This window comes from Acinetobacter sp. AS23 (assembly GCF_023612055.1).
GTDB lineage: Bacteria > Pseudomonadota > Gammaproteobacteria > Pseudomonadales > Moraxellaceae > Acinetobacter > Acinetobacter oleivorans.
In genome coordinates this window covers 730,999-754,894 of record NZ_CP082274.1, presented here as the reverse complement: position 1 = coordinate 754,894, position 23,896 = coordinate 730,999, and the positions used below count along the sequence as shown (strand labels likewise).

Here is a 23,896-nt window from a genome sequence, read left to right as displayed (position 1 = left end):
TCGAATAAACCCAGAATCTGTGCAAGCAGGTTCTGGGTTTTTCTATATTTAAAAATTACTTTTTTTGTAGAATCAGCATATGAAGATGCCATGATTTTATGTAACCATTCAATAAGGGCAAATTTTCATTCATTTCTTTATGAAACAATAAATTAAAATCGCATAAGAATAAATCGGCTATATCTTGATAAGTAAAACCTATAAATTTTTTAGGTTCTCTAATAACCCATTCATCTTGAGTCCCCAATAAATCAACTACAAGAATTCCGCCTTCAGGAAGTGCATTTATAATTCGTTTAATTACACGCTCGAAATAGCTTGGATCGCAAAAGAATAGACTTGATGAAGCAATAATTAAGCTTGCAGATGGAAAATTAAAGTCTTCAAAAGATTCATGATAGAAAATAAATTTAGAGTCATCCTTGAATCGCTCAGCACAGAATTTTTGCGCCTCAATTGAAATATCAAAAGCATAAACATTAAATCCCTTTGATAATAGGTAAGCAGATTCATTGCCAGCACCACAGCCGCAATCTATAGCAATTAAAGGTAAGTTAGGAAAATGACCTAAAGCCTTCTCTAAAATAGGTCTATGTTTAAGTTCTCTTGATAATTGAATAAATTTTTCATTCATAAATCCGATCTTTTAATTTTTATAATTTTCACACTATATTTTATAAAGAATATAACCTCAACAATTTCTTATTTTAGAAGCTACCGACCAAATCGCGGGCAAACTTGCAAATGAAGGCTTTATATCTAAAGTACCAGCAGCGGTTGTTGAGGGTCAAAAAGCGGAGCTTGCTGCTCTGTTAGAGAAAGTTAAAGTAAATATGGAGTAGATCGCTGCGCTTTAGTATTAGATGTGTTGTTATTAAGTAAAAAAACACGATAAAATCCCCATTTCCATAAGGAGATTTTTTATGAGTAAGTTAGATTCAATAAGAATACAAAATTTAAGAAGTTTAAAAGATACAGGCTTTATCAACTTAAAACCTTTAACAATATTAGTTGGGCGTAATAGTGTTGGCAAAAGTACATTTGCAAGATCATTTCCTCTACTGCGCCAGAGTTGTGAATCGCAAAAAAAATCACCTATATTATGGTATGGTCGGCTAGTTGATTTCGGTGATTTTAATACATCAATACATAAAAAAAGTACCGAGGAGGGAATAAAATTTTCTTTTAATATAGAAATGTCTAAATATGATTATATCAATATTTTTAGTTCAACTAGATTAATATCGAGAGGAATTCAAAAAAATATTTTTAATGATGCTGATGATACAAAAATTAAAACCTCAATCTCTATTAATCTCCTTGATATAAACTCAAAAGACCCTCAATATACTGTAAACATTTTACTTTTAAACGATTATATAGAATTTATAATTAAACCTAAATCCAATAAAATTTATGCAACTATAAACGATCATACATATGAGTTAGAGATTGATGATTTTTATAAAATAGAACAAAGACAAATTTTACCAAATATAAAAATAGATTTAAAACAAGATAATTCAGTAACATCCCAAAAAAAATTACATCAATATATTGATTTTTTTATTAAAAATAATAATTTTTTATTTCCTATTCTTATAGAAAAGAATTTTAAAAAGGAAATTAATAAGAAGGATATTGACAAGGTAATTGATTTACTTCATGAATCTTTGTTAAATAACTATGATATCAAAGCTTTTCAAAAATTAGGTGTTATTGAAGAAAGAATCCATGACTTAAAAGAAATATATATAATTTCAAATATTGAAAGAATTCTAGATTTTTATAATAACTCAATATCATCTTTTTTTTCACAAGTAAGATATCTTGAACCACTTAGAGCAACGGCACAACGTTACTATAGAAAACAAGAATTAGCGATAGATGAGGTCGACTCTAAAGGATCAAATATTGCTATGTTTCTTCTAGAAAACCATAAACATGAGAAACTAAAAGAGCTAATTAACAAACATTTTGATTTAGAATTCTCAACAGAAGATAGCACTGGGCATATTTCCCTACATTTAATTATGAATAAAGATACAAGGGAAACTATTAATCTTGCAGATCTAGGTGTTGGTTACTCCCAACTTTTACCTGTTATTTTACAGTTGTGGAGTGCTGTTTATAATAATAAAAGTGAAGATCAAGGCTGCTTAGTTGTGGAACAACCTGAGCTCCATTTACATCCTGCTTATCAAGCTAAAATTGCTGATATAACAGTTGATATTATTAATCAACTAAAATATTTAGATAGAACATATCATTTTATTTATGAAACTCATAGTCCCCACTTAATAAATAGACTTGGAGAATTAATTGAAGAAGGGAATTTAGATACTGAAGATGTTCAAATATTAATTTTTGACAATGAATCTGGTCAAACAAATATTATTCATTCTAATTTTAATGAGGAAGGAATATTAGAAAATTGGCCATTTGGTTTCTTTAGCTAACTTTATAATTTATTAATTTTGAGACTTGATTCGTGTATATTCATTTAGATGATTCTCTAGACAAACTAGATTTGGAAAACTGTGAAAATTTGAAAAATTTAGGGTATTTATTAGATGGTTTTAGTGAAGGTTATTTTATTATAAGTGGTAGTAGAAGTTTATTAAAAAAATTCTCCGAGTGTAGTGACTTTTCAAAGCCAGCTAGAGAAGCTGCTTCATTCGCTCTTAATAATTATGCAACCAATCAATCATTTTACAATAGCATTCCCTATAAGATTATTATTACTGCGAATACTTATAACATAAGTAATATTGATAAGAGATGGATTATAAATATAAATGAAATTAAACCTGGTTTTCTTTCAAAAGGAATTTTAATACTGGCAGAAAATCTTAATGATTCTTATTTTTTAAATTATGCAGCAGAACACTTTCGAATCAAAAATAGGAAAAACTTTCCTTCATTAAAGATATCCAACCATTTCCAAGGTGGTGGTGGAGATACAATTACAGAGGAGTTAAGAAACCAACTAAATAAAAAGCAAGAGTTTATTTTTTGTTTTAAAGATAGTGATAAATTTTCTCCTAATTGTGAAATTAGTGATAATGCTAAAAAATGTAAAGTTTTAGTAGAAAGTGATTCATGGTTAGCTTTTTTTTCAAATACTAATTGCCGTGAAGCTGAAAATTTAATCCCTGAAAAACTCCTAGAAAACACACCTTATATCCCTTTTGAAAGATTAAAAATCTTAAGAAACTTGGATGCGGAATCAACTATCAATTTTTATTCCTATATAGATATAAAGCTAGGTTTTACAAAAAAATTCTATACTCACCTTGGAGGAAGTACGCCTAAAGGTAAATATTGGAATCAAGTTTATAATTTCCTTAAAGATAAGAAAATTATTAAAGATTGTGAGTTTGATGAACACGCTAATTGTAAAATTCATAGACAATTGAAAGAAAAAAATTGTATATTCTTAGAAGGAAGTAGTGAGAAAACTCTAGATCACGTTATTAATTTTCTAAATACTGAAAGTAGTCATAAGACTTTTGAAATTATAAGAAATGATCCCACGAACATTGAGTGGTTTGGTATAGGAGAAACTGTATTTTGGCTTTCATGTGCACTTCCCAAAATTAGATTTTCTTAATTGTATTCCCCCTTTACTTTTAAAGTTAGGGGGATATATGCTTTTAAAAATTATAACACCCCATGCTCCAACAACATCTCCACCCCACTCACTTTTTTCATATGCTTTAAGCGTTCCTTTTCCCACTTCACCTGCTGCTTCAACTCAGCACAATCAGCATCTATAGCTTTATAAACATCACTAATATGTACATGCTCCGCTTTCACATTCTTGGCTAACTGAAAAGAATCCAAAATCTCAGCAAGTTGGCTTTCAAGCTGCTGGCTTTGTGCATCCAAAGCAAGTTTGTAAAACCGCAATTGCTCAGCAGATAATTCTTTAGCCCCTACTCCTTTATTCTGTTCAAGCTGTAACTGAAGTTTGAGTAAATAAAACAAATCCTGCTTTTCATAGGCCTGACTTGCTTGTTGGAACAACTCAGTTTTTTCTTCTTTTTTGGTTTCATCTTGTTCACGGTCTGGGTGAATCATCGCAGCAATTTTTAAATAAACTGTTTTGAGTGACTGCGCTGCCATTTGCTCAGCTTGTTCACATTTCTGTTGCTGCCTTTGCTGTTTGGCTTGTTCTCGCGCTTGTTGTTGCTCAGCCGCATACTGTTCAAAGTCTTCATCAAATTCTGCACTTTGCTCAGTACTTTCATCATATTCAAATTTTATTGAATGAGCTTTTTTAGTCTTTTTTGCCGATTCCCCCGCATGTTGCTGATAAAAGGTATCGATCTGCTTCACCAACTCCAACTGTTCAGCAGAAAGCATTTTGGAGCGCTTCAACATGTGTGAAAGCTGGGCAATTTTTTCATCAAGTTGTTGCATATCCGCTTTGGAAAACTCGTGGCTATGCAACATATTCCAAAGTTGATCCAACTGCTGAAATAAGACTTCATGCAAATCGCTATACACGGGCATCAGTTTTTGCCGTATGTGCTGTTGAATCTCAGCTTGCGCATTTTGCCATGTGCTAAGGCTAACTTTTTGCTGTTCTATTTTATCAATCAGGCGATTAAGTTTTTTCTGCTGTGCAGACGGTTCAGACCTTTGCTGCAAGCTCACTTTGAGATCAAAGGACATACTCATCCACCTGAAAAAGAAAAAAGTTTAGCAATAATTAGATGAGGAAGGTAGCAAAGCATTCTTTAAATAAGAATCAGCCTATTAATGTTTAGAAAATAGAACGTGTCTTACCTAAAGGTTTATATCTTAAGAAATCCACCAAATCATCACTGGCAACGTCACAGCTGCACATAGGGTTTGAAAGCTGATTACTGCTGCCATGAGTTGGCTGTCGCCACCCAAAACTTTGGTTAAAATGTATGAAGCAGAAGCAGTCGGTAGCGCAAAGAAAATGACTAAAATTTGTGTTTGCAAACTTGGTAAACCAAACCAAGTACAAACCATATAAGCCAAAGCAGGCACTGCTAAAAGTCGTGCAAAAGTGTCTGCCGCCAACACGACAATATCTTTTTTAATTTGCATAAACTGTAAAGCAGCACCTACGCATAACAACCCCAGTGGCAAACTTGATGCTGAAAAAAGCTTAATAAAGCTAGAAAAGCCTTCCCAAATCGGGATGTGAAGTGCATTGACTGCCGCTCCCACCACACACGATGCAATTAACGGGTTTTTAAGGAGTGCAATCAAAACAGGTTTAATTGCCATGTGTTCTTTAGAGGTTAGAGCAAGCACCGAAATAACGTTCACAAGCGGAATGCAAAGCGCCAATAAAATTGCCAGTATTGCCATTCCTTCACTTTTAAAAAGCGAAGTCACTAACGCCAAACCAATATAAGTATTAAAGCGAACCATACTTTGTACATGCACTCCAAAACGTGCAGGTGGTATGTGCCAAAACACGCGAAGTAGGTACAAGAAAATGGTGACTGCCAAAACCACAATCAACATGGCAATAATGGCTGTAGTCAAACTTTGTAAGTCAATTTTCGCAGTCGATAGCGTACTAAAAAGCAAAGCGGGAAATAAAATATAGTAATTGAGCTTCTCTGCCCCAGCCCAAAACTCATCGCTAAAAAAACGATATTTTTTAAACAGGTATCCCGATGCAATTAATGCAACTAAGGGAAAAAGAGATAAAACAATGCTATTCATTTCTTTACTCGAGTTTGGTTGAAGGGCTTGCTATTTTTTGGCAATTCCTTTGGCTTACTCATATATTAAAGATAATGAAAACTCATGATAAAATGAGTTTTTACTCATAACAAATACAACATGACATTTACCCAGCTTGAAATTTTCGCACTTATTGCTGAACTAAAAAGCTTTACTGCTACAGCAGAAAAGCTGGGAATTTCACAGTCGGCAGTTTCTCATGCGCTTAAGTCATTAGAACAACAATGGGGTATTAACCTCATTTCAAGAACTCAAAGTGATATTGAGCTGACTACAACAGGTCAGCAGTTACTCACTCATGTAAAAGAGCTATTGAGTATTTCCAATACATTAGAAAAAGAAGTGGCTGCGATACATGGTTTAAATGAAGGCACATTACATATCGGATCTTTTGGGGCTTCATCATCCATTTATCTATTGCCTGAAATTTTAGAAAGCTTTCGGCAGCGCTATCCTAAAATCGAAATTTATATTGATGAAGGTGAGGATAAAGAAGTAGCTCAATGGTTATTGGAACGGCGTATAGAAGTCGGTTTTTTGATTATGCCAGATGAGCGGTTCGATACTTTCCCTTTAATCGAAGACCGTTTTGTTGCCCTAATTCCGAATGGTTACCCACTGGCGCAACAACTCTATATTGATCCAGCACAGCTAGAAAACTGCCCTTTTATCATGACAATGGCAGGCAGTAGACATCAGGTCGAATTAATTTTAAAAAACTTTAATGTGAAACCAGACATCAAATTTTATGTATCACAAATTCTGAGTATCGTCAGCATGGTCCACAACCAGTTAGGTGTTTCCATTGTGTCTGATATGGTAATTACTAAAGAGTTACTCTCACTCTATCCAAATGTAGTTAAACGCCCTTTTAAACCGAACCTTAAACGTTCTATTGGACTCGCAGTCAAAAATAAAAAGCACATGAGTCCCGCTGTGAAAGCATTTATTGAAGTTGCCCAAGAGGTTTGGTCAAATCATTAAATGATTACGAATAATTTTTAGGAATTTGATAACGAACTTTTTTAGGTCAATTTATAAACGTATTAGATGATTTTTAACATAAAAAGCGCCATTACTGCCCTATCTTGACCAAATCAACGCACCATTTGTCGTCAAAACCCCATTATCCAATCTAAATTGGTGCGCTTATTGCATATTCATTTTTATGCAATTGAGTTTGTTTCGACAAACTTAAGTTTTTAGATTCCTTAAATCTATTTTGGTGCAATTTACAGACCCAGATTTGTTCCAAAATGGAATTTAGCACTTTTTTCGAGCATGCTATGCAAAATGTAGATCTATTTTTCTTATTACTTGGTGCTGTTTTGGTTCTTGCCATGCACGCAGGTTTTGCATTCTTGGAACTTGGTACGGTTCGCCATAAAAATCAGGTGAACGCACTTAGTAAAATTCTGACTGACTTTGCCCTCTCTGCAATCGCATATTTCTTTGTTGGCTACTACATTTCTTATGGTCAGCACTTCTTCCATGATGGCACAAGCCTCGCAAGTGATCATGGCTACAATCTCATGCGTTGCTTCTTTTTACTCACTTTTGCTGCGGCTATTCCTGCCATTATTTCGGGTGGTATTGCTGAACGTGCAAAAATGCGTTCACAAGCAATTGCGACACTCGCTTTAGTTGCACTGGTTTATCCATTTTTCGAAGGTATGGTCTGGAATGGTAACTACGGTCTGCAAAAATGGTTAGAAGTAACTTTTGGTGCAGCCTTTCACGACTTTGCAGGTTCGGTCGTGGTACATGCTATGGGTGGTTGGATTGCACTTGCTGCCGTGATTTTATTAGGTGCCCGTTCTGGTCGTTATAAGAAGGATGGTCGTGTAAGTGCTCATCCGCCATCTTCTATTCCATTTTTAGCGCTCGGTTCATGGATTTTAATTGTAGGTTGGTTTGGCTTTAACGTGATGAGTGCGCAACGTGTTGATGCAATTTCAGGTCTGGTTGCCATTAACTCACTCATGGCTATGGTCGGCGGAACAATTACAGCAAATGCGATTGGGAAAAATGACCCTGGTTTCTTACATAACGGACCACTTGCGGGCTTAGTTGCAATCTGTGCTGGTTCTGACATTGTTCATCCAGTCAGTGCGCTGGTTATTGGTGGTGCAGCTGGTGCAATGTTCGTGTATCTATTCACCTACACCCAAAACAAGCTCAAAGTAGATGATGTGTTGGGTGTATGGCCTTTACACGGCGTATGCGGCGCATTTGGTGGTATTGCAGTAGGTCTATTCGGTCAAAAATGGCTTGGTGGTTTAGGCGGTGTATCTTTTATTTCACAGCTCATTGGTACAGTGCTTGCGATTGCGATTGCGCTCGCTGGTGGTTTTATTGTCTACGGTATACTTAAAGCAACTATTGGTATTCGTTTATCTCAAGAAGATGAGTTTAGAGGGGCAGATTTATCTATTCATAAAATTTCTGCAAACTCTGAAGAAGGTATGTTCTAACTCAACAATTGATAAGCAGGGTCAAAATATCCTGCTTATCATTAAGTTTTAAAGTCCTTGCCTACCCAAATCAATTAAAAAAATTCCAAATAAATAATATATATATGAATCATCAATATTATTTTTTAAGTCTTAACTTTATTTCAACATTAAATTTTGTTTAGTTTAAGAACAATTTAAGTTTTATTTTATGTAATGCCTTCAACTCACACTCAAATTGATGTTGCATGGCAATGAACCAACAAAAACAATTTTTTCAACTTCAGCTTATTTTTCTTGCCCTTAGTTTTTTTATACTTTTATTTATATTTCCAGTGGGTGGGAAAATTGATATGTATTTCATCCAGCCTTGGATGGATTCAACGGGTCATTTCTTTAATCGGGACAATTGGTACCTTGTCAGAGTTAACCATGAAATCGTAAAACAAATCATTACCACCGTTTATGTGATCTTTTTATTTCTGTGGATTGCGTCATTTAAAGTAGAAAAATTGAAGCTTTATCGCTGGCAATATGGCTATATGTTTTTTGTGAGCATGATTGGTAGCGGTGTAGTTGGCCTATTAAAATCGCAATCTGCTCACGCTTGCCCTTGGAACATGGTTCATCCGACTGCTTTAAGTTATGTATGGGACTTTACCGCTACGCATGGCCATTGTTTTCCAGGCGGCCACGCAAGTGCAGGCTTTATTTTAATGACAGGCTTTTTTGTTTATCGCCTTGAGCAACCTAAGCGTGCCTATTTTTATCTGATCGCTGGCATTATCTTAGGCTTTCTAATGGGCTGGGGACAAATGATGCGTGGCGCCCATTTCCTTAGCCACAATTTATGGACAGGCTGGGTGGTTTGGGCAGTGAATATCTTATTTTATAAAGTATGTATTCACCGCTTTGAATTTGAAAAACGAATCAAGCAAGAACTTGTTTAAATCAAGTTCTTACTTCATGAATATGTAGAGCTTTAGGCAATTTAACTAAAACAGAGAGTCCACCAAGCTCTAAGCTTCGATCTAGTGTCAAAGTTCCACCTAAACGCTGAGTCGCTCGGTCAACAATTGATAAACCTAAACCACTACCCACTTCAAGGTGGTGGTGTACACGATAAAAACGTTTTAAAACTTTATCATAATGTTCAGGGTCAATCCCTGCACCGCTATCTTCAATTTGTATACACGCATCGCCATCTTTAGCAGTAAAGACTGAAATGTTAATCATTCCTTCATGAGGCGTGTATTTAATTGCATTATCAATTAAGTTAAAAATAATTGAGTGTACTGTTGGCTCAACACTATGCATTTCAATAGGTTCGTTACGGACAAACCCTAGGTCAATATCTTTTTGCATAGCTAAATTAACCAATTGTTCAACACAATTTAAAGCAACATCATTGAGTTGAAAAGTTCTGGTCGGTTCAATCACACTTAAAGAGACATCTTGCTTAGCCAAAGCCAAAAGCTGGGTAACCAAATGCTGAATACGCGCTAATCCTTTACTCAAGTTTTGCAGCGCTTCATGCTCAGGAAACTGACTGATTAAAATCTTGGTTTGTAAATTTAGAGCTGTAACAGGAGTTCGTAATTCATGAGCAGCATCTGCAATAAACTGTTTTTGCTCATTTTGAGCTTTAGAAATACGCTCAAACAAACGGTTCATTTCATCAATAGTTGGCAATAACTCTTGAGGATAGTCCGAAACTTCAATGGGAGTTAACTCTTCCGAATCACGTTCTTTCAGCTCATTTTTAAAGTCATCTATCGGCTTTAGGCCTCGACCAATAATTGCAGCCAAAGCAAAAATCGCAAATGGCAAAATAATTAAATACGGAATAAACATACTTCCCGCAAGTTCCCAAGCAAAAGCTTCGCGAACTCGTTCTTGTTGACTGACCTGAATCTGGTAATCTTTTAAAGGCAAAACATAAGTTCGCACTACGCCTTGGCTAGTTTTATGAGAGTAAAAACCAGCTTGTGTAACAGGTGCAACCAACAGATGTAAACTGTGAGATAAATGAGCCTGATCCTTATAAGCCCAAATATCTAAAAACAAATCTTCTTCATGATAAGTTTTATGTAAATCAAACTTACTACTTACTGTTCTTAAAGGATACTCAGCTGTTCGTTCTGCTAAATACTGCATTTGAGTATCTAAAATTTCATCAACTTCTTGAAGTGCAACCTTATAGGCACTAAAAATTAATATACAACCTAAGATGACACTGAAAATTGAGGTGCCCCAAATCAGTCGTTTCTTTAATGAATAATGCACTTTTATAAAGTTCCAAAATTGAAGCGAGGATTACCCTAAACGGTAACCCAACCCTCGAATAGTTCGAATAAAGTCTTTTCCAAGTTTAGCTCTCAAGTGATGCACATATACTTCAATCGTATTACTGGTCACTTCACTATCGAAATCATATAACTTATCTTCAAGATTTGCCTTAGAAAAGATTTTATTTGGATGGCTCATTAAAGGAATAAGAATCGCCCATTCACGGTTCGACAAATCAATCCGCTGGCCTTTAAAGGTTGCAATATGTTGTTCAACATTTAAAACCAGATCGCCATTTTGTAAAAGTTGCTCATGATTCGCAAGCTGAGCCTCTACTCCAGTACGGCGCAATAGCGCATGAATACGGGCAAGTAACTCATCGAACTCGTATGGTTTAATTAAGTAATCATCTGCACCGTGGTTTAATCCATCCACGCGGTTTTGCAACTGGTCTCGTGCCGAAATGATTAAAACTGGAGTGACAGCTCTTTGACGGATTTGCTTTAAAACCTGCATGCCATCCATCATCGGCAAACCTAAGTCTAATAAAATGATATCAAACTTATTTTTAGCTAATTGAGCCAGACCATCCAAGCCATTATTGACCCACTCCACCTCAAATTGATGATATTGCAGCAACGTTATTGTTGACTCAGCAATCATAAAATCATCTTCAATCATTAAGATTTTTGTCATGTTCTAGGCTCGCTTTAATTCACATGGGCACATGAGTGCAACATGTCCAGTTGAGGGTTAATGACCTGAGTTTTCACATCCAGCATACTTAACAAACTTGGGAATAAATTATCCTGACTTAACTTTTGTTTCGTTTGTTGGCCTAAACAACTCACTTGCGCAAGATTGTGCTGTTTCCAGTTATCAGAGAACCACATAATCATTGGTACATGTGTTTGTTGAGTCGGTGCAATTGCATAAGGTGAACCATGTAAATATAAACCATGTTCGCCAGTTGATTCGCCATGATCAGATAAATACCATAAACCTGTTTGATATTTCGATACTTCTTTTAAATTATTAATCATCTGACTTAATACATGGTCTGTATATACGATTGAATTATCATAGCTATTTATTAATTCGGTTGGAGAACAACCCTGTATCGCATTAGTATCGCAAGTCGGTTTAAACTTTTGATATTCCACACGTGCACGCTTGTAATAGGCTGGGCCATGACTGCCGACTTGATGTAAAACAATTAAACGTGGACGCGTGTCTTCTTTAGGAATAGTAGCTAAATATTCATTTAAGCTATCAATTAAAATACCATCAAGACATTCGCCATCTTTACACCATTTTTGCTTTAACTTTTCTGGAATTTGATATTGCTCAACACGATCACATGCGCCTTTACAACCAGAATTGTTATCAATCCAAGTCACCTGATAGCCCGCACGCTTTGCAATATCAAGTAATCCTTCACGATGACTTGCTAATTGCTCATCATAGTCAACACGTGGCATGCCAGAGAACATGCATGGAACTGAAACAGCTGTTGCTGTACCACATGAACTTACTTGAGAAAAATTCAAAATATCTTGTTTAGAAAGCTCCGGATTCGTATTTTTAGCATAACCATTGAGTGAAAAACTTTCCGCACGCGCTGTCTCACCGACAACCAGCACCATTAATTTAGGCAGGTTCTTTTGTACTGACTGAACCTGATGAGCATCTTGACCATAATGTATTAACGGTAAGTTCTTCTTAGGTGCCTTTTTATGATAATAAGACATCAAAGAAGAAATAGTGTTTTGAGGAGAAATCATGCCTTTTAAATCACGATGTTCACGAAAAATAGCTGCAAAATCCACATAATATGTAAAAAGCAGAATACCAACAATTGCAAAAGAAGCGATAATTGAACCGACTTTTTTCAACAACAAATGGGATACTTTTTCTTTTTTAAGCTTTACTTGAGTAATTAAAATAATAGGTAAAACAACGAAGAAAACTGTCCAAAGTCCAAAGCGTAATGAAACTAAATCAGAAACTTCAGATACATCTGTTTGTATCATATTTTGAATCTGATCAGGCGAGATGATTACACCTAACGTATTTACAAAATAAGAGCTAAAACCACCAATGAAAACCAGCAAAATTGCAAAAAGTTTGGCTGTCCATTTCCAGTTTAAAATTTGTAAAAGTGCATAATACGCAGCAACAACAATAAGCACTGTAGCAGCTAAAAATAGAATAGCTTTTACTCCAAAATATGGAGTTAAAAGATGTACTTTGTTATAAAAACCAATATTTAAAACTGCACCTAACCAAATGGCTATAATGAAATTAAACATAAACAGTGAAATCTGTTTATTTTTTAAGGTAGAAAAAAAATTCAGCATCTTGGGGGAACTACAATCTTTTTATGATGCTTTACTGTAGAAATTGAAACTTAAAAATGACTTAAATAAAAAATGATCTAATACATAAATCTTAAAAAATACTTATTTCAAATTTTTTCTAATAAAAAGACGAGGTTAAATTTAACCTCGTCTTTTTTGATTTTTAACTAAATATTGTTCTTAGAAACTATATTTAGCCATTAAACCAACACGGTTATCTTTGTAAGACTTACCTTCAAAGGTATCACGCTTACCATTTACATACTCTAGACCCAAATCAATTGGTTTAACTGGTGTATAAATCACGTTAAGCCATGCTTGTTGAACTTTTTCATTTGCAGAAGCATTTAATCTTGCAAAATCAGTACCGTCATCAGCGAATTGAGCACCATATGCTAGAGTAGAACGTAAGTTAGGTAAAATCTTATAAGTTCCACCCACTTGTACCGCTACAAATTTATTCTGCTCAATAGAATTACCTTCTACTGCATAAGGAGTGTTACTACCATATAAGTAACTATTATCACCAACAACATATGATGCATCAGCAAAGAGTTTTAAAGGATCAGACACTTTAAAGTCAGTACCTACAGCAACACCCCATCCAATTTTATCATCATCAGCAAGCTGTGATTTATAATTTTCAACTAATGCACGAGCTGAAGCAGAACCTCTGCCGTCTGCATAGCCTTGAGTGATTTTAGCAGTTAATGCAGGTAGGCTATATTTAATACTATCGCCTGTCACCGAAGTAGTGCTATCACCTTTTTCAGCAGAAACAAATAGTTGCGTAGTCGGACCTAACTTGTAGTTATAACGTACTTGCGGAACACGTTTAGTACCACCACCAATGTTTGTCGAGAAGTCGATCATTTCTGGTGCATGGTTAGACAGGAAGTTTGAAGTTGTTTGACCAAACAACCAGTTGTTATATGTTAAATAAGCATGACGAATACGCAATGAGCCATTTGAGTCTGATGTTGAGCCAGCAAAATCGACTTCGATTTTACCACCTACTTTATCGTCTCCTACAGGCGTATTAAAATCTAAACCAAGGCGTGTCGTTTTAGCAGTCGCACGTAATTTATCATGCGTTTTGCCGTCTGACTTACTTACATCACCGAAGTCGTTATCCGCACCTTCAATAATATAGTTAGCGTCACCACGAACAAAACCATATAGGTTCACATCAGCGCCAGCTTTAGATTTAAATCCTGCTAACGGTGAAACTGGTGCAGCAACTGGTTGTGCTTTCACTTCAGCGAGTTGAACTTGCTGTTGTTGCTGTACTTGCTGTTGTTGTTGCTGTACTTGGCTTTGTTGTTGAATTAAAGCTTTTAAAGCCTCAACTTCTTTACGAAGCTGTTGAATTTCCGCTTTGTCGGAAGTTGCAGCATGTGCCCCACTCATCATTAAAGCTGTAACTGTAAGAGCTAAACTTTTAACAACGAAAGATTTACGATTAAGGAATAGATCCATCAAAAACTCCAAAAAATATATTTTATGTTGCCTATCCATGCCAAGTTGATTTACGCCATTAAATTAAGGGGCTAAAAAATCAACTCTCCTCCACTTTGGTTACATTAATTTTATTACCGCAACCAAAACCAATTTCAACGTTATGCAAGACCAAAACCAATAACCAAAGACATAAAAAACATACTTTGACTTACAGATTTTTACCTTAACTTCATGTTGTAACGAATCCTACACAACTCTCTTATCTTATAGAATGATTAAATCGTTATTTCATTATTCTTTTTTAGACTTTAGGCTAATATCCAATCTACTTGAATATTTTTCTACCCATTTTAATTGATTCACATGATTTTTCTTGTTAACGAAATCCATTTTTACTCCAGTTAGCTTCCATTTGCTACCCAAACAAGATGGCACAATTAATAGAGCATTTAAATAGCTAAAAACATACATTTTTAAAAACATAGACAAAGGTAGTAGATAATGACTAGATCACTCCTTAATCGATATTAAATTTCTTTATTTCATTTAGTTAACATTATTTTTCTTGTAGTTTTGCATGTTTCCAGACAGAAATAGGTAGCAAAGTAACAGTGCCAATAATGACAATAGCTATCAAATAATGGAAATAACCGAAAGCATCTCCAAACACACCACTCAAGCTATAAAGCCCCCCACTCACAGTCGCCATGACTGAAACCTGAAAGGTGAAATCTGTACCTGCATATTCTTTTCGAGTGTAGTGCATGACTAAGGTCAACATAACCACCAACAACATTGCCGAGAATGCATCCTCTAAAGCATTGACTGTATAAATCGCCCAGACATTGAGTTGAATTTTCTGTTCGTAAGCATAAGCTAAATAGGCATAGGCCGCTAAACTCATGATTTTAAATATTGAAAAAATAATTAAAGTAGTGGGTCTAGAAAAGTATTTAAGCACTCCACCAGCTATTGCTGCCCCTGCCAGTGCTGCTACTGCACCAAGCATGGTGATATAAACACCAATTTGAGTAAAACTTAGCCCCATATCGACCATTAAAGGTTTAAGTAATGGTCCAGCTAAACCATCTGCTACTTTAAAAGTAATAAGTACAACCAACCAAGAACGAAGCTCTTTATTTTGGGAGAAATAACTCAAGTAAGCTTTAATCTTTATGACTAAATTTTGCTGGCTAGGTTTAAGTTGATGACCTGAATAAACTGCATGTTTAGGTTCTTTAAATGATAAAACGGGTAAAGTATTTAAAAACACCAAGGCTGCTAATAACAGGAAAGTGGGTTGCCATGTTAACCAGTCTAAACACCAGAGTACGGCACCTCCACCTACAATAAAACCGAGTCGGGAACCAATCACCTGAAATGTATTTCCCCAATGTTGCTGGTCATGCTTTAACAAATTGACGGCCAAAGCATCGGTCGCAATATCTTGTGTTGCTCCTGTTAAGTTCATTAAAAGAAGCGAAATAAAAAAGGCAAATAAATAAAGAGGCTGGTCTAAAGCTTGAATGGGGAAAAAAGACAAAATACACAGCACAGCTACCGTCAAAAACTGCGTAGGTAAAATCCAACTACGATAGTGCCCCAAACGGGAAAGTGCATGTCGGTCAACCCACGGCGCCCAAAAGATCTTAATTGACCAAGGCAACATTAATAGACCAAAACCACCAATATGAGCGAGTGACACACCTTGTGCCCTTAAAATAACAGGTAAAGCATGAGTCATAAAACCGACAGGTAGCCCTTGTGCCCAATATAAGGAAAATAGCAGAAGATAAAGATTTTGCTGCCGAAACATATATACCTACTTTTTATTTCTTTAATGAGGAATAACATCAAATGTCATGTTGTTCTTACATTTTGCCAATGAAGCATATATTTCAAAAGATTAAGATAAAACGAGGACAAGTTAAAATTTAAAAAAATATGGATCAACATTTCCCTAATTTACCTGATTTGGTACCCCAACGTGGTACTGCTTTAAGCCGAGCACTATTTAAGAAACTTTTTTTAGCGCAAGGTTGGACAATTGAAGGCGAAGTTCCTAATTTTCCAAAAGCAGTAGCGATTATTTCCCCTCATACTTCCAATATTGATGGATGGTATGGCTTTCTTGCGATTTTCGGATTAGGTATCCAAATTACAGTATTGGGTAAAGATGCCCTTTTTAAACCACCGTTTAAGCGGGCATTAGACTGGGCTGGAGTCATTCCTGTTAAACGTGATACAGCCAATGGACTTACTGAACAAGTGGTTGCAACCATTCAAAAATATGACAAGATCTGGATTGGGATGGCGCCCGAAGGCACACGTAAAAAAGCAAAAAAAATGAAAAGTGGTTTTTACCATATTGCCGCAAAAGCCAATATTCCCATTGTGATGTTTTCTTTTGATTATGACCGTAAGACGATTCACTGCTTAGGTCACTTAGACCCGAGTGGCAACTACGATGAAGATCTCACCAAGATTTTTGAGCGTTATGAAGGAAAAATCTCACCCAAAAATCGTAATTGGCTTGCCGAACCTTTACAAAATCTAGTGAAAAAAACCTAGCAAAAATTGAGCGAATCTGGTCTTATGGCCCTTCTTAATTTATCTCGACATAGATTATTTTTAAAGATGAAAATTGCTCAATTTGCCAGTATTGGATTTATCTCTCTAGCACTCTTTGGCTGTGATAAATTTAGCAAAACACCAACGCCGACTACCTCAATTAAAGCCCGTGAACCTGTAATTGCGCTTGCTTTAGGTGGCGGTGGAGCAAAAGGATTTTCACATATTGGTGTGATCAAGGTTTTAGAGTCTCATGGAATTAAGCCTAAAATTGTAACGGGTACCAGCGCTGGTAGCTTTGTTGGAAGTATCTACGCGAGTGGACAAACACCTTATCAATTGCAAAGTCTGGCTCTGAAATTACAAGAGTCTGATATCCGTGATTTAACGCTTAACCGTCAAGGCATTATTCTTGGACAAAAGTTACAAGACTACGTTAACCGTAATGTTGGCAATAAACCGATTGAGAAATTCCCAATCCGTTTTGCGGCTGTGGCAACTCGTCTTGATAATGGTCAAAAGGCAGACTTTATTAAAGGTAATGCAGGCCAAGCAGTACGCGCCTCTTGCAGTATTCCAAATGTGTTCGTGCCAGCCACAATTGGCAATCAAAAATATATTGATGGCGGATTAGTTAGCCCAATTCCTGTTAAAACAGCTCGTGATATGGGTGCAGATATTGTGATTGCCGTTGATATTTCAGCGCGTCCAGCAGGTAATCGCCCAGCCAATATGTGGGGATTACTAGATCAAACCATTAATATTATGGGTCAACAAAGTATTAATGAAGAACTCAAGCAAGCCAATGTTGTGATTCAGCCTAAAGTAGGTCATTTAGGTACACTTGATCTCAAATCAAGTAATCAGGCAATTTTGGAAGGTGAAAAAGCTGCTCAAGCTCAAATTCGCCAAATTGAAAGTGCGATTGCAACCTTCAAAAAATCTCCAGCAGCATTTAAGCCCGCGCCACGTTCTAAATTCTAATTGAAGTGGTTTTTTTCTATCCACATTTCCTATCATCTGCTACAGTGGTAAAAGTGATATTAGTCACTTTTACCCATCATAAAGATATATAAAAGAGCAGATTTATGGAGTTTGTTGTACAACCTTGGCACTGGTTTGTATTGGGTATCTTACTTATTCTTTCTGAACTGATTCTACCTGCCTTTGCCGCACTCTGGTTTGGTATTGCCGCCATTATGGTGTGCATTCTCTATTGGTTATTTCCAGATATTAGCCTCACAACACAAATTGTATTGTGGATAATACTATCCGTGCTATGCACCATTCTTTGGTTCAAATTTATTAAACCCTTATCAATTGATAAAACGAAAGCGGGATTACCCCGTGAAGCAACCATTGGTCAAATTGGAATGGTGATTCAAACCGGTCTAGACCATGATCAAATTATTGTTCGCTTTCCAATGCCTATTTTAGGAGCCGATGAGTGGAATTGTCGGAGCACTACTCCTGTTAAAGTAGGTGATCGTGTTAGAGTTATTGATATTTCGGGTAATGACTTAATTGTTCAAACCCATGGTACTTCATAAACATTAAAGATAAAGAGAGGGTATTTTCATGCCAGTCGGTACTATTATTGTTTTAGCCTTTTTGGCTTTTGTGGCTATTACCATTTTTAAAGGGGTTCGTATTGTTCCTCAGGGCTACAAATGGATTGTCCAACGTTTAGGTAAATATCACACCACCCTTAATCCGGGACTTAATTTTGTGATCCCCTACATCGATGATGTGGCTTATAAAATTACCACGAAAGACATTGTGTTAGATATCCCATCGCAAGAAGTCATTACACGTGACAATGCCGTATTACTCATGAATGCTGTGGCATATATTAATTTAACCACACCAGAAAAAGCAGTTTACGGTATTGAAAACTATACATGGGCAATTCAAAACCTTGTACAAACCTCACTGCGTTCTATTGTCGGTGAAATGGATCTAGATGATGCATTGTCTTCACGCGATCATATTAAAGCTAAGTTAAAAGCTGCTATTTCTGATGATATTTCAGATTGGGGCATCACCTTAAAAACGGTTGAGATTCAAGATATTCAGCCATCTACAACAATGCAAGCTGCCATGGAAGCTCAAGCTGCGGCAGAACGTCAACGTCGTGCCACGGTAACGAGAGCAGATGGTGAAAAACAAGCAGCCATTTTGGAGGCTGACGGTCGCTTAGAAGCATCTCGCCGTGATGCAGAAGCACAAGTTGTTTTGGCTGAAGCTTCGCAAAAAGCGATTGAGATGGTGACAAGTGCAGTGGGTGACAAAGAAACACCTGTGGCTTACCTGTTAGGTGAACAATACATTAAATCGATGCAAGAGTTAGCGAAATCAAGTAATGCTAAAACCGTAGTTTTACCTGCCGATGTTTTAAATACAATTCGTGGCATTATGGGAAAGCATAATTAATTTAATTGCTTGAAATAAGTCATTGAAATAAAAACGGCGACAATCATGTCGCCGTTTTATATTGAGTATTATTGGTTATTTAATCTTTTTTGATCTTTCAAAGGTAGCTTTTTTACGACCAAGTCATAAGAGTCGCGAATCAAGTCTTGAAGTAAATCACGAGTTAAGTTTTTATGCGGAGTAATGGAAATCCAGTGCTTTTTATTCATGTGGTAACCCGGAATAATAAATGAATAAAGTTCCTGGTATTCCTGACTTTTATAGGGATCACATTTGAGATTAATCATTTTGACGCCAGCTACTTCCGCTGTCAGCATGAATATTTTTTCTAAAATCTTAAAAACTTCATACTCTGGGCCAAATGGATGAGCGTGTTGGCTAAAAGGAAGATTACTTGCAATTTCAATTGCTTTTTGATGGAGTTGTTCACCATTCATTCTCTTCTCCTTTATGCATTTCACATGAATAGAAGCATCAATATTGATTTAATATTATTAATTCGTACGTGCTAAAAGGAATTGTGAAATCTCAACTAATTCTTTTGCATTGTCACCAAAATGAGCTAGGGCTTCAAAAGCTTGATCATGCAATTCTTTGGCATAAATCTGTGCTTGTTCGAGTCCCATTAAAGCTGGATATGTCGATTTTTGAACTTGCTCATCTTTACCAGCAGTTTTGCCCAAAGCTTCGGTACTCGAAGTAATATCGAGAATATCGTCTAATACTTGAAAAGCCAGTCCAATGGTCTGCCCATATTGGCGCAATTTGGGAATTGCTTGATCTGTTCCAGAAAAGATAGTGACTGCACCCATCATAATAGCGGCCTGAATAAGCGCACCAGTTTTATTACGATGAATATTTTCAAGTTCGTCTTGAGCAATTTGCTTAGCTTCAGCTTGTAGGTCTAATACTTGCCCACAAACCATTTTAGAGGTGGCTGTTGCTAAAATTTGAATTTGTTTTAATACAATTGCAGCATCAGTACCCTGCCCTTGTTCATCGAACAAACGGCTTCCTAAAACTTCAAAAGCCATTGATTGTAAAATATCGCCTGCGAGTAAAGCAGTATCTTCACCAAATGCAACATGACATGTCGGCTGACCACGGCGCAGTAAATCATTATCCATACAAGGCAAGTCATCGTGCGCTAGCGAATAACAATGAATTAACTCTACAGCAACCGCCGCACGACGAGCAGCAGCAAAATTTGGATTTGGTTGTAAAGAAGCGGTGGCATAACACAAAGCCGGACGCACACGTTTTCCACCAAGCATGACTGCATGGTGTACTGCACTTTTTAAAGGCTCTGGAATTGAGAACGCGGCCAGTGTCGTCAATAAATCTTGTTGAATACGTTGTTGAGCTTGTTTTAAAACATCCGCATTAACTTGAGAGAGTGATGACACAGTCGCCTCGATAAAATCAGTAGAGAAATTTTATTGAATGTAATGAAGCATTCATGCGCTACATCATACACGATTCACTGTGAAAAGTGCGTGATGAGTTTTTGAAGGCAACTGTAAAAAAGCCTCTACATGATTGAGAGGCTTTTTCTTACTTAACGACTTTTAGAAGCTGTCACCTGGGACGCGTACCCAGCCTTCCATTAACACACGTGCACTACGGCTCATAATGGCTTTTTTCACGACCCATTGATCGTTAATAAGTTCCGCTTGAGCACCAACACGTAATGTTCCAGATGGATGACCAAAACGTACCGCTTCACGTTCGCCACCACCAGCAGCAAGGTTTACTAACGTTCCCGGAATGGCAGCCGCAGTACCAATCGCAACCGCTGCTGTTCCCATCATCGCATGGTGTAATTTACCCATCGACAAAGCGCGAACCAGTAAATCGACATCACTCTCTGAAACACTCTTACCGCTTGAAGCGGTGTAGTTTTTAGGTTTAGAAACAAAAGCAATTTTTGGTGTGTGCTGACGTGCAGCCGCTTCTGAAATATCTTTAATTAAACCCATCTGTACCGCACCATACGCACGAATTTTTTCAAAACGTGCCAGCACAGTTGCATCACTATTAATATGATCTTGTAATTCAGTACCTTGATAACCTAAATCTTCTGCATTTAAGAAAATAGTTGGAATTCCGGCATTAATAAAAGTCGCTTGAAAACGGCCAATATCAGGTACATCTAATTCATTAACGATATTTCCTGTCGGGAACATATCGCCGCCTTCTTCGCCATCATCGGCTGGGTCTAAAAACTCAATTTGAACCTCAGCGGCAGGAAACGTCACCCCATCAAGTTCAAAATCACCAGTTTCTTGAACTTGACCATTGGTGATAGGTACATGCGCAATAATCGTTTTTTGAATATTTTTTTGCCAGATTCGAACCGTGCATAGGCCATTTTCAGGAATACGGTCTGCATCAACCAAACCATTTGAAATCGCAAAAGAACCAACAGCAGCAGTCAAATTACCGCAGTTACCACTCCAGTCTACAAAAGCCTGATCAATTGAAACCTGACCAAATAAATAGTCGACATCATGATCTGGCTGTGTGCTTTTAGCCAAAATAACAGTTTTACTGGTACTTGAAGTGGCTCCGCCCATCCCATCAATTTGTTTTCCATAGGGGTCTGGGCTACCTATGACACGTAGTAAGAGCTGATCTCTTGCTTGTCCTGCAACTTGGGCTTTTTCTGGCAAATCATCAAGCTTAAAAAAGACACCTTTACTGGTTCCACCACGCATATAAGTTGCTGGAATTTTAATTTGCGGTACTGAGCTCATATCAACTGTTATCCTTACTATTATGTTCTTCTATATCAAAACAAGCATTCTTGTTTACCCTTCTCTGCATCTTAAATTGTTTTAAGGCCAAGAGATAGCGATCTGCTTTATACATCAATCGTATTGACGCGAGCATATTTTGAGAATTTAGCAATATGCTTGCAATGACTTAATCTAAGCAAAATCTAAGAAAAAAAGTCTATATGAAATTATATTTTTTAGAGCACTTTTCACTCCATATTGAAATATTAAAAGTAAACCAATGATTTTAAATATATTTTAATATTACTTTTCAGTCACAGCTTATTAATTTGTAGTCTAGGCTAAAATAACTCCATCTATTAGAATAATTTACTTATTCATTGTGAGTGAAGACCTTTGACCAACGAATCTTCTACACTGCAACGAGGACTAAAAAATCGACATATCCAATTAATTGCTATGGGTGGAGCAATTGGTACCGGATTATTTTTAGGCTCGGCGCAAGTGATTCAATCTGCGGGACCATCCATTATTTTAGGATATGCCATTGGCGGCTTAATCGCGTTTTTGATTATGCGTCACTTGGGAGAAATGATTGTTGAAGAACCTGTTGCAGGATCGTTCAGCCATTTTGCGTATAAATATTGGGGGAAATTTCCCGGATTTTTAACCGGATGGAACTATTGGATACTCTATGTTCTGGTTGCGATGAGTGAGCTCACCGCGGTAGCCAAATATATTAATTATTGGTGGCCTCATATTCCAGCGTGGACTTCTGTCTTATTTTTCTTTGTCGTGATTACGGCAATTAACTTAACCAACGTCAAATTTTATGGTGAGTCCGAATTCTGGCTCGCTATTATTAAAGTTGCTGCGGTTATCTCTATGATTGTGTTTGGACTTTATTTGCTCTTTACAGCAGATGTAGGTTCAAGCATTTCATTTAGTAACCTTTGGTCTCATGGTGGATTTTTTCCAAATGGCTTTAGCGGCCTGTTCTATATGTTGGCTTTCTTGATGTTCGCCTTTGGTGGTATTGAACTGATTGGTATGGCCGCAGCAGAAGCAAAAGATCCGAAAAAAACCATTCCAAAAGCAATTAACCAAGTCGTTTTCCGTATCTTGATTTTCTATATCGGTTCATTGGCAATCTTACTTTCATTAGTGCCATGGAACCAATTAGATCTTGGCGGTCTCGACAAAAGCCCATTTGTTATGATTTTTAGCCAAATGGGAATTGGTTGGGCTGCACACTTACTGAACTTTATTATTTTAACTGCTGCTCTATCTGTTTATAACAGTGGGATGTTTGCAAATAGCCGTATGCTCTACAGTCTCGCTCAACAAGGGAATGCACCAAAAGTTTTTGCAAAAACCAATAAACAAGGGGTTCCTATTCCCGCTGTTCTGCTTTCTGCTTTATTAATCTTTGGTTGTGTTCTTTTGAATTACTTTGTACCTGAAGATGCTCTTGGACATCTTATGTACGTTGTGGTTGGTGCACTTGTTCTAAACTGGGCAATGATATCAATTACACATTTGAAGTACAGACGCTTTGTTAAGCACGCGAATATTAAGACATCTTTTCCAGCGTTATGGTCACCTTTTAGTAATTACTTAGTTTTAGCGTTTATTGCTGTGGTTCTCTATATTATGTGGACTCAAGGCTTCAAAGAGTCAGTAATGATGATTCCTATTTGGATTACGGCAATGCTCGTACTTTTTGACTATTTAAATCCTAAAAAACTAGATTCCATTGAGAATCCGGAAGAATAAATAAATTTAAAAAGCCATTGTCTCGACAATGGCTTTTTTATTCATCATTAGAAAATTACGCGTTGTAAGTATTAAAATC

The 23,896-nt window shown here is 36.6% G+C and carries 21 protein-coding genes and 2 pseudogenes; 11 read left to right on the top strand and 12 right to left on the bottom strand.

Annotated features, from left to right (window positions below; translation table 11 throughout):
* Nucleotides 1-55 precede the first annotated feature (55 nt).
* Nucleotides 56-634 carry a class I SAM-dependent methyltransferase gene (locus K6I41_RS03695; protein ID WP_250375225.1) on the bottom strand — a complete coding sequence of 193 codons (579 nt, stop codon included), beginning with the start codon at nucleotides 632-634 and terminating at the stop codon, nucleotides 56-58.
* Nucleotides 635-719: 85 nt separating this feature from the next.
* On the opposite strand from K6I41_RS03695, the pseudogene K6I41_RS19185 reads away from it, so the two are divergent.
* The 3 genes and pseudogenes from K6I41_RS19185 to K6I41_RS03685 form a co-directional block, all read left to right on the top strand.
* A pseudogene (locus K6I41_RS19185) lies at nucleotides 720-842 on the top strand (hypothetical protein); the annotation flags it as partial.
* An 81-nt stretch (nucleotides 843-923) separates the two neighbouring features.
* Nucleotides 924-2,459 (top strand): AAA family ATPase, encoded by a 1,536-nt coding sequence (locus tag K6I41_RS03690; protein ID WP_250375224.1) that lies wholly within the window; start codon nucleotides 924-926, stop codon nucleotides 2,457-2,459.
* Between the two features lie 32 nt (nucleotides 2,460-2,491).
* Nucleotides 2,492-3,613: a hypothetical protein gene (locus K6I41_RS03685; protein ID WP_250375223.1), complete on the top strand. Its 1,122-nt coding sequence runs from the start codon at nucleotides 2,492-2,494 to the stop codon at nucleotides 3,611-3,613.
* Between the two features lie 50 nt (nucleotides 3,614-3,663).
* Here K6I41_RS03685 and K6I41_RS03680 read toward each other — a convergent pair whose 3' ends face one another.
* Entirely contained in the window at nucleotides 3,664-4,680 is a 1,017-nt protein-coding gene (locus K6I41_RS03680) for a molecular chaperone DnaJ (RefSeq protein ID WP_250375222.1), read from the bottom strand.
* Nucleotides 4,681-4,809: 129 nt separating this feature from the next.
* Nucleotides 4,810-5,715 carry an AEC family transporter gene (locus K6I41_RS03675; RefSeq protein ID WP_250375221.1) on the bottom strand — a complete coding sequence of 302 codons (906 nt, stop codon included), beginning with the start codon at nucleotides 5,713-5,715 and terminating at the stop codon, nucleotides 4,810-4,812.
* A gap of 120 nt (nucleotides 5,716-5,835) precedes the next feature.
* Between K6I41_RS03675 and K6I41_RS03670 the strand changes: the two genes are divergently transcribed.
* The 3 genes and pseudogenes from K6I41_RS03670 (at nucleotide 5,836) to K6I41_RS03660 (ending at nucleotide 9,139) form a co-directional block, all read left to right on the top strand.
* Nucleotides 5,836-6,720 (top strand): LysR family transcriptional regulator, encoded by an 885-nt coding sequence (locus tag K6I41_RS03670; protein WP_250375220.1) that lies wholly within the window; start codon nucleotides 5,836-5,838, stop codon nucleotides 6,718-6,720.
* A gap of 302 nt (nucleotides 6,721-7,022) precedes the next feature.
* Complete coding sequence (locus K6I41_RS03665) at nucleotides 7,023-8,210, top strand: ammonium transporter (RefSeq protein ID WP_250375219.1); 1,188 nt, start codon at nucleotides 7,023-7,025, stop codon at nucleotides 8,208-8,210.
* 220 nt (nucleotides 8,211-8,430) lie between these two features.
* A pseudogene (locus tag K6I41_RS03660) lies at nucleotides 8,431-9,139 on the top strand (phosphatase PAP2 family protein).
* A gap of 1 nt (nucleotide 9,140) precedes the next feature.
* Here K6I41_RS03660 and K6I41_RS03655 read toward each other — a convergent pair.
* The 6 genes from K6I41_RS03655 to K6I41_RS03630 all read right to left on the bottom strand — a co-directional run bounded on the left by K6I41_RS03655 (nucleotide 9,141) and on the right by K6I41_RS03630 (nucleotide 16,115).
* Nucleotides 9,141-10,475: an ATP-binding protein gene (locus K6I41_RS03655; protein WP_199987520.1), complete on the bottom strand. Its 1,335-nt coding sequence runs from the start codon at nucleotides 10,473-10,475 to the stop codon at nucleotides 9,141-9,143.
* Between the two features lie 30 nt (nucleotides 10,476-10,505).
* Nucleotides 10,506-11,174: a DNA-binding response regulator PmrA gene (locus K6I41_RS03650; RefSeq protein WP_005309947.1), complete on the bottom strand. Its 669-nt coding sequence runs from the start codon at nucleotides 11,172-11,174 to the stop codon at nucleotides 10,506-10,508.
* A 14-nt stretch (nucleotides 11,175-11,188) separates the two neighbouring features.
* Nucleotides 11,189-12,838 (bottom strand): phosphoethanolamine transferase, encoded by a 1,650-nt coding sequence (locus K6I41_RS03645; RefSeq protein WP_250375218.1) that lies wholly within the window; start codon nucleotides 12,836-12,838, stop codon nucleotides 11,189-11,191.
* 180 nt (nucleotides 12,839-13,018) lie between these two features.
* On the bottom strand, nucleotides 13,019-14,317 hold the full coding sequence (locus tag K6I41_RS03640) for a DcaP family trimeric outer membrane transporter (protein ID WP_013196950.1): 1,299 nt from the start codon (nucleotides 14,315-14,317) through the stop codon (nucleotides 13,019-13,021).
* 273 nt (nucleotides 14,318-14,590) lie between these two features.
* Complete coding sequence (locus K6I41_RS03635; RefSeq protein WP_250375749.1) at nucleotides 14,591-14,782, bottom strand: hypothetical protein; 192 nt, start codon at nucleotides 14,780-14,782, stop codon at nucleotides 14,591-14,593.
* A 73-nt stretch (nucleotides 14,783-14,855) separates the two neighbouring features.
* Nucleotides 14,856-16,115 carry an MFS transporter gene (locus K6I41_RS03630; protein WP_250375217.1) on the bottom strand — a complete coding sequence of 420 codons (1,260 nt, stop codon included), beginning with the start codon at nucleotides 16,113-16,115 and terminating at the stop codon, nucleotides 14,856-14,858.
* Between the two features lie 128 nt (nucleotides 16,116-16,243).
* Here K6I41_RS03630 and K6I41_RS03625 point away from each other — a divergent pair, with 128 nt between their 5' ends.
* The 4 genes from K6I41_RS03625 (at nucleotide 16,244) to K6I41_RS03610 (ending at nucleotide 19,303) form a co-directional block, all read left to right on the top strand.
* Nucleotides 16,244-16,870 (top strand): lysophospholipid acyltransferase family protein, encoded by a 627-nt coding sequence (locus K6I41_RS03625; RefSeq protein ID WP_199943710.1) that lies wholly within the window; start codon nucleotides 16,244-16,246, stop codon nucleotides 16,868-16,870.
* A 66-nt stretch (nucleotides 16,871-16,936) separates the two neighbouring features.
* Nucleotides 16,937-17,854 carry a patatin-like phospholipase family protein gene (locus K6I41_RS03620; RefSeq protein WP_034591625.1) on the top strand — a complete coding sequence of 306 codons (918 nt, stop codon included), beginning with the start codon at nucleotides 16,937-16,939 and terminating at the stop codon, nucleotides 17,852-17,854.
* A 104-nt stretch (nucleotides 17,855-17,958) separates the two neighbouring features.
* A complete protein-coding gene (locus K6I41_RS03615) occupies nucleotides 17,959-18,420 on the top strand; it encodes an NfeD family protein (protein ID WP_004789340.1) in 462 nt (153 codons plus the stop codon).
* Between the two features lie 28 nt (nucleotides 18,421-18,448).
* Nucleotides 18,449-19,303: an SPFH domain-containing protein gene (locus K6I41_RS03610; protein ID WP_049838041.1), complete on the top strand. Its 855-nt coding sequence runs from the start codon at nucleotides 18,449-18,451 to the stop codon at nucleotides 19,301-19,303.
* A gap of 68 nt (nucleotides 19,304-19,371) precedes the next feature.
* On the opposite strand, the gene K6I41_RS03605 is transcribed toward K6I41_RS03610, so the two are convergent.
* The 3 genes from K6I41_RS03605 to prpF form a co-directional block, all read right to left on the bottom strand.
* The gene (locus tag K6I41_RS03605) at nucleotides 19,372-19,740 is read right to left on the bottom strand and encodes an MmcQ/YjbR family DNA-binding protein (RefSeq protein ID WP_049838042.1); all 369 of its coding nucleotides are present in this window, start codon (nucleotides 19,738-19,740) and stop codon (nucleotides 19,372-19,374) included.
* Between the two features lie 57 nt (nucleotides 19,741-19,797).
* A complete protein-coding gene (locus K6I41_RS03600; protein WP_151823276.1) occupies nucleotides 19,798-20,709 on the bottom strand; it encodes a polyprenyl synthetase family protein in 912 nt (303 codons plus the stop codon).
* A gap of 162 nt (nucleotides 20,710-20,871) precedes the next feature.
* Entirely contained in the window at nucleotides 20,872-22,059 is a 1,188-nt protein-coding gene (gene prpF / locus K6I41_RS03595) for a 2-methylaconitate cis-trans isomerase PrpF (protein ID WP_250375216.1), read from the bottom strand.
* Nucleotides 22,060-22,437: 378 nt separating this feature from the next.
* Between prpF and K6I41_RS03590 the strand changes: the two genes are divergently transcribed.
* Nucleotides 22,438-23,817 (top strand): amino acid permease, encoded by a 1,380-nt coding sequence (locus K6I41_RS03590; RefSeq protein WP_004789335.1) that lies wholly within the window; start codon nucleotides 22,438-22,440, stop codon nucleotides 23,815-23,817.
* Nucleotides 23,818-23,896 lie beyond the last annotated feature (79 nt).

Bases quoted from the DNA above. Each gene is read 5' to 3' on its own strand.
- K6I41_RS03695 (WP_250375225.1), bottom strand. From the start codon at position 634: ATGAATGAAAAATTTATTCAATTATCAAGAGAACTTAAACATAGACCT.
- K6I41_RS03690 (WP_250375224.1), top strand. From the start codon at position 924: ATGAGTAAGTTAGATTCAATAAGAATACAAAATTTAAGAAGTTTAAAA.
- K6I41_RS03680 (WP_250375222.1), bottom strand. From the start codon at position 4,680: ATGTCCTTTGATCTCAAAGTGAGCTTGCAGCAAAGGTCTGAACCGTCT.
- K6I41_RS03675 (WP_250375221.1), bottom strand. From the start codon at position 5,715: ATGAATAGCATTGTTTTATCTCTTTTTCCCTTAGTTGCATTAATTGCA.
- K6I41_RS03670 (WP_250375220.1), top strand. From the start codon at position 5,836: ATGACATTTACCCAGCTTGAAATTTTCGCACTTATTGCTGAACTAAAA.
- K6I41_RS03665 (WP_250375219.1), top strand. From the start codon at position 7,023: ATGCAAAATGTAGATCTATTTTTCTTATTACTTGGTGCTGTTTTGGTT.
- K6I41_RS03650 (WP_005309947.1), bottom strand. From the start codon at position 11,174: ATGACAAAAATCTTAATGATTGAAGATGATTTTATGATTGCTGAGTCA.
- K6I41_RS03645 (WP_250375218.1), bottom strand. From the start codon at position 12,838: ATGCTGAATTTTTTTTCTACCTTAAAAAATAAACAGATTTCACTGTTT.
- K6I41_RS03640 (WP_013196950.1), bottom strand. From the start codon at position 14,317: ATGGATCTATTCCTTAATCGTAAATCTTTCGTTGTTAAAAGTTTAGCT.
- K6I41_RS03635 (WP_250375749.1), bottom strand. From the start codon at position 14,782: ATGTTTTTAAAAATGTATGTTTTTAGCTATTTAAATGCTCTATTAATT.
- K6I41_RS03630 (WP_250375217.1), bottom strand. From the start codon at position 16,115: ATGTTTCGGCAGCAAAATCTTTATCTTCTGCTATTTTCCTTATATTGG.
- K6I41_RS03625 (WP_199943710.1), top strand. From the start codon at position 16,244: ATGGATCAACATTTCCCTAATTTACCTGATTTGGTACCCCAACGTGGT.
- K6I41_RS03620 (WP_034591625.1), top strand. From the start codon at position 16,937: ATGAAAATTGCTCAATTTGCCAGTATTGGATTTATCTCTCTAGCACTC.
- K6I41_RS03615 (WP_004789340.1), top strand. From the start codon at position 17,959: ATGGAGTTTGTTGTACAACCTTGGCACTGGTTTGTATTGGGTATCTTA.
- K6I41_RS03610 (WP_049838041.1), top strand. From the start codon at position 18,449: ATGCCAGTCGGTACTATTATTGTTTTAGCCTTTTTGGCTTTTGTGGCT.
- K6I41_RS03605 (WP_049838042.1), bottom strand. From the start codon at position 19,740: ATGAATGGTGAACAACTCCATCAAAAAGCAATTGAAATTGCAAGTAAT.
- prpF (WP_250375216.1), bottom strand. From the start codon at position 22,059: ATGAGCTCAGTACCGCAAATTAAAATTCCAGCAACTTATATGCGTGGT.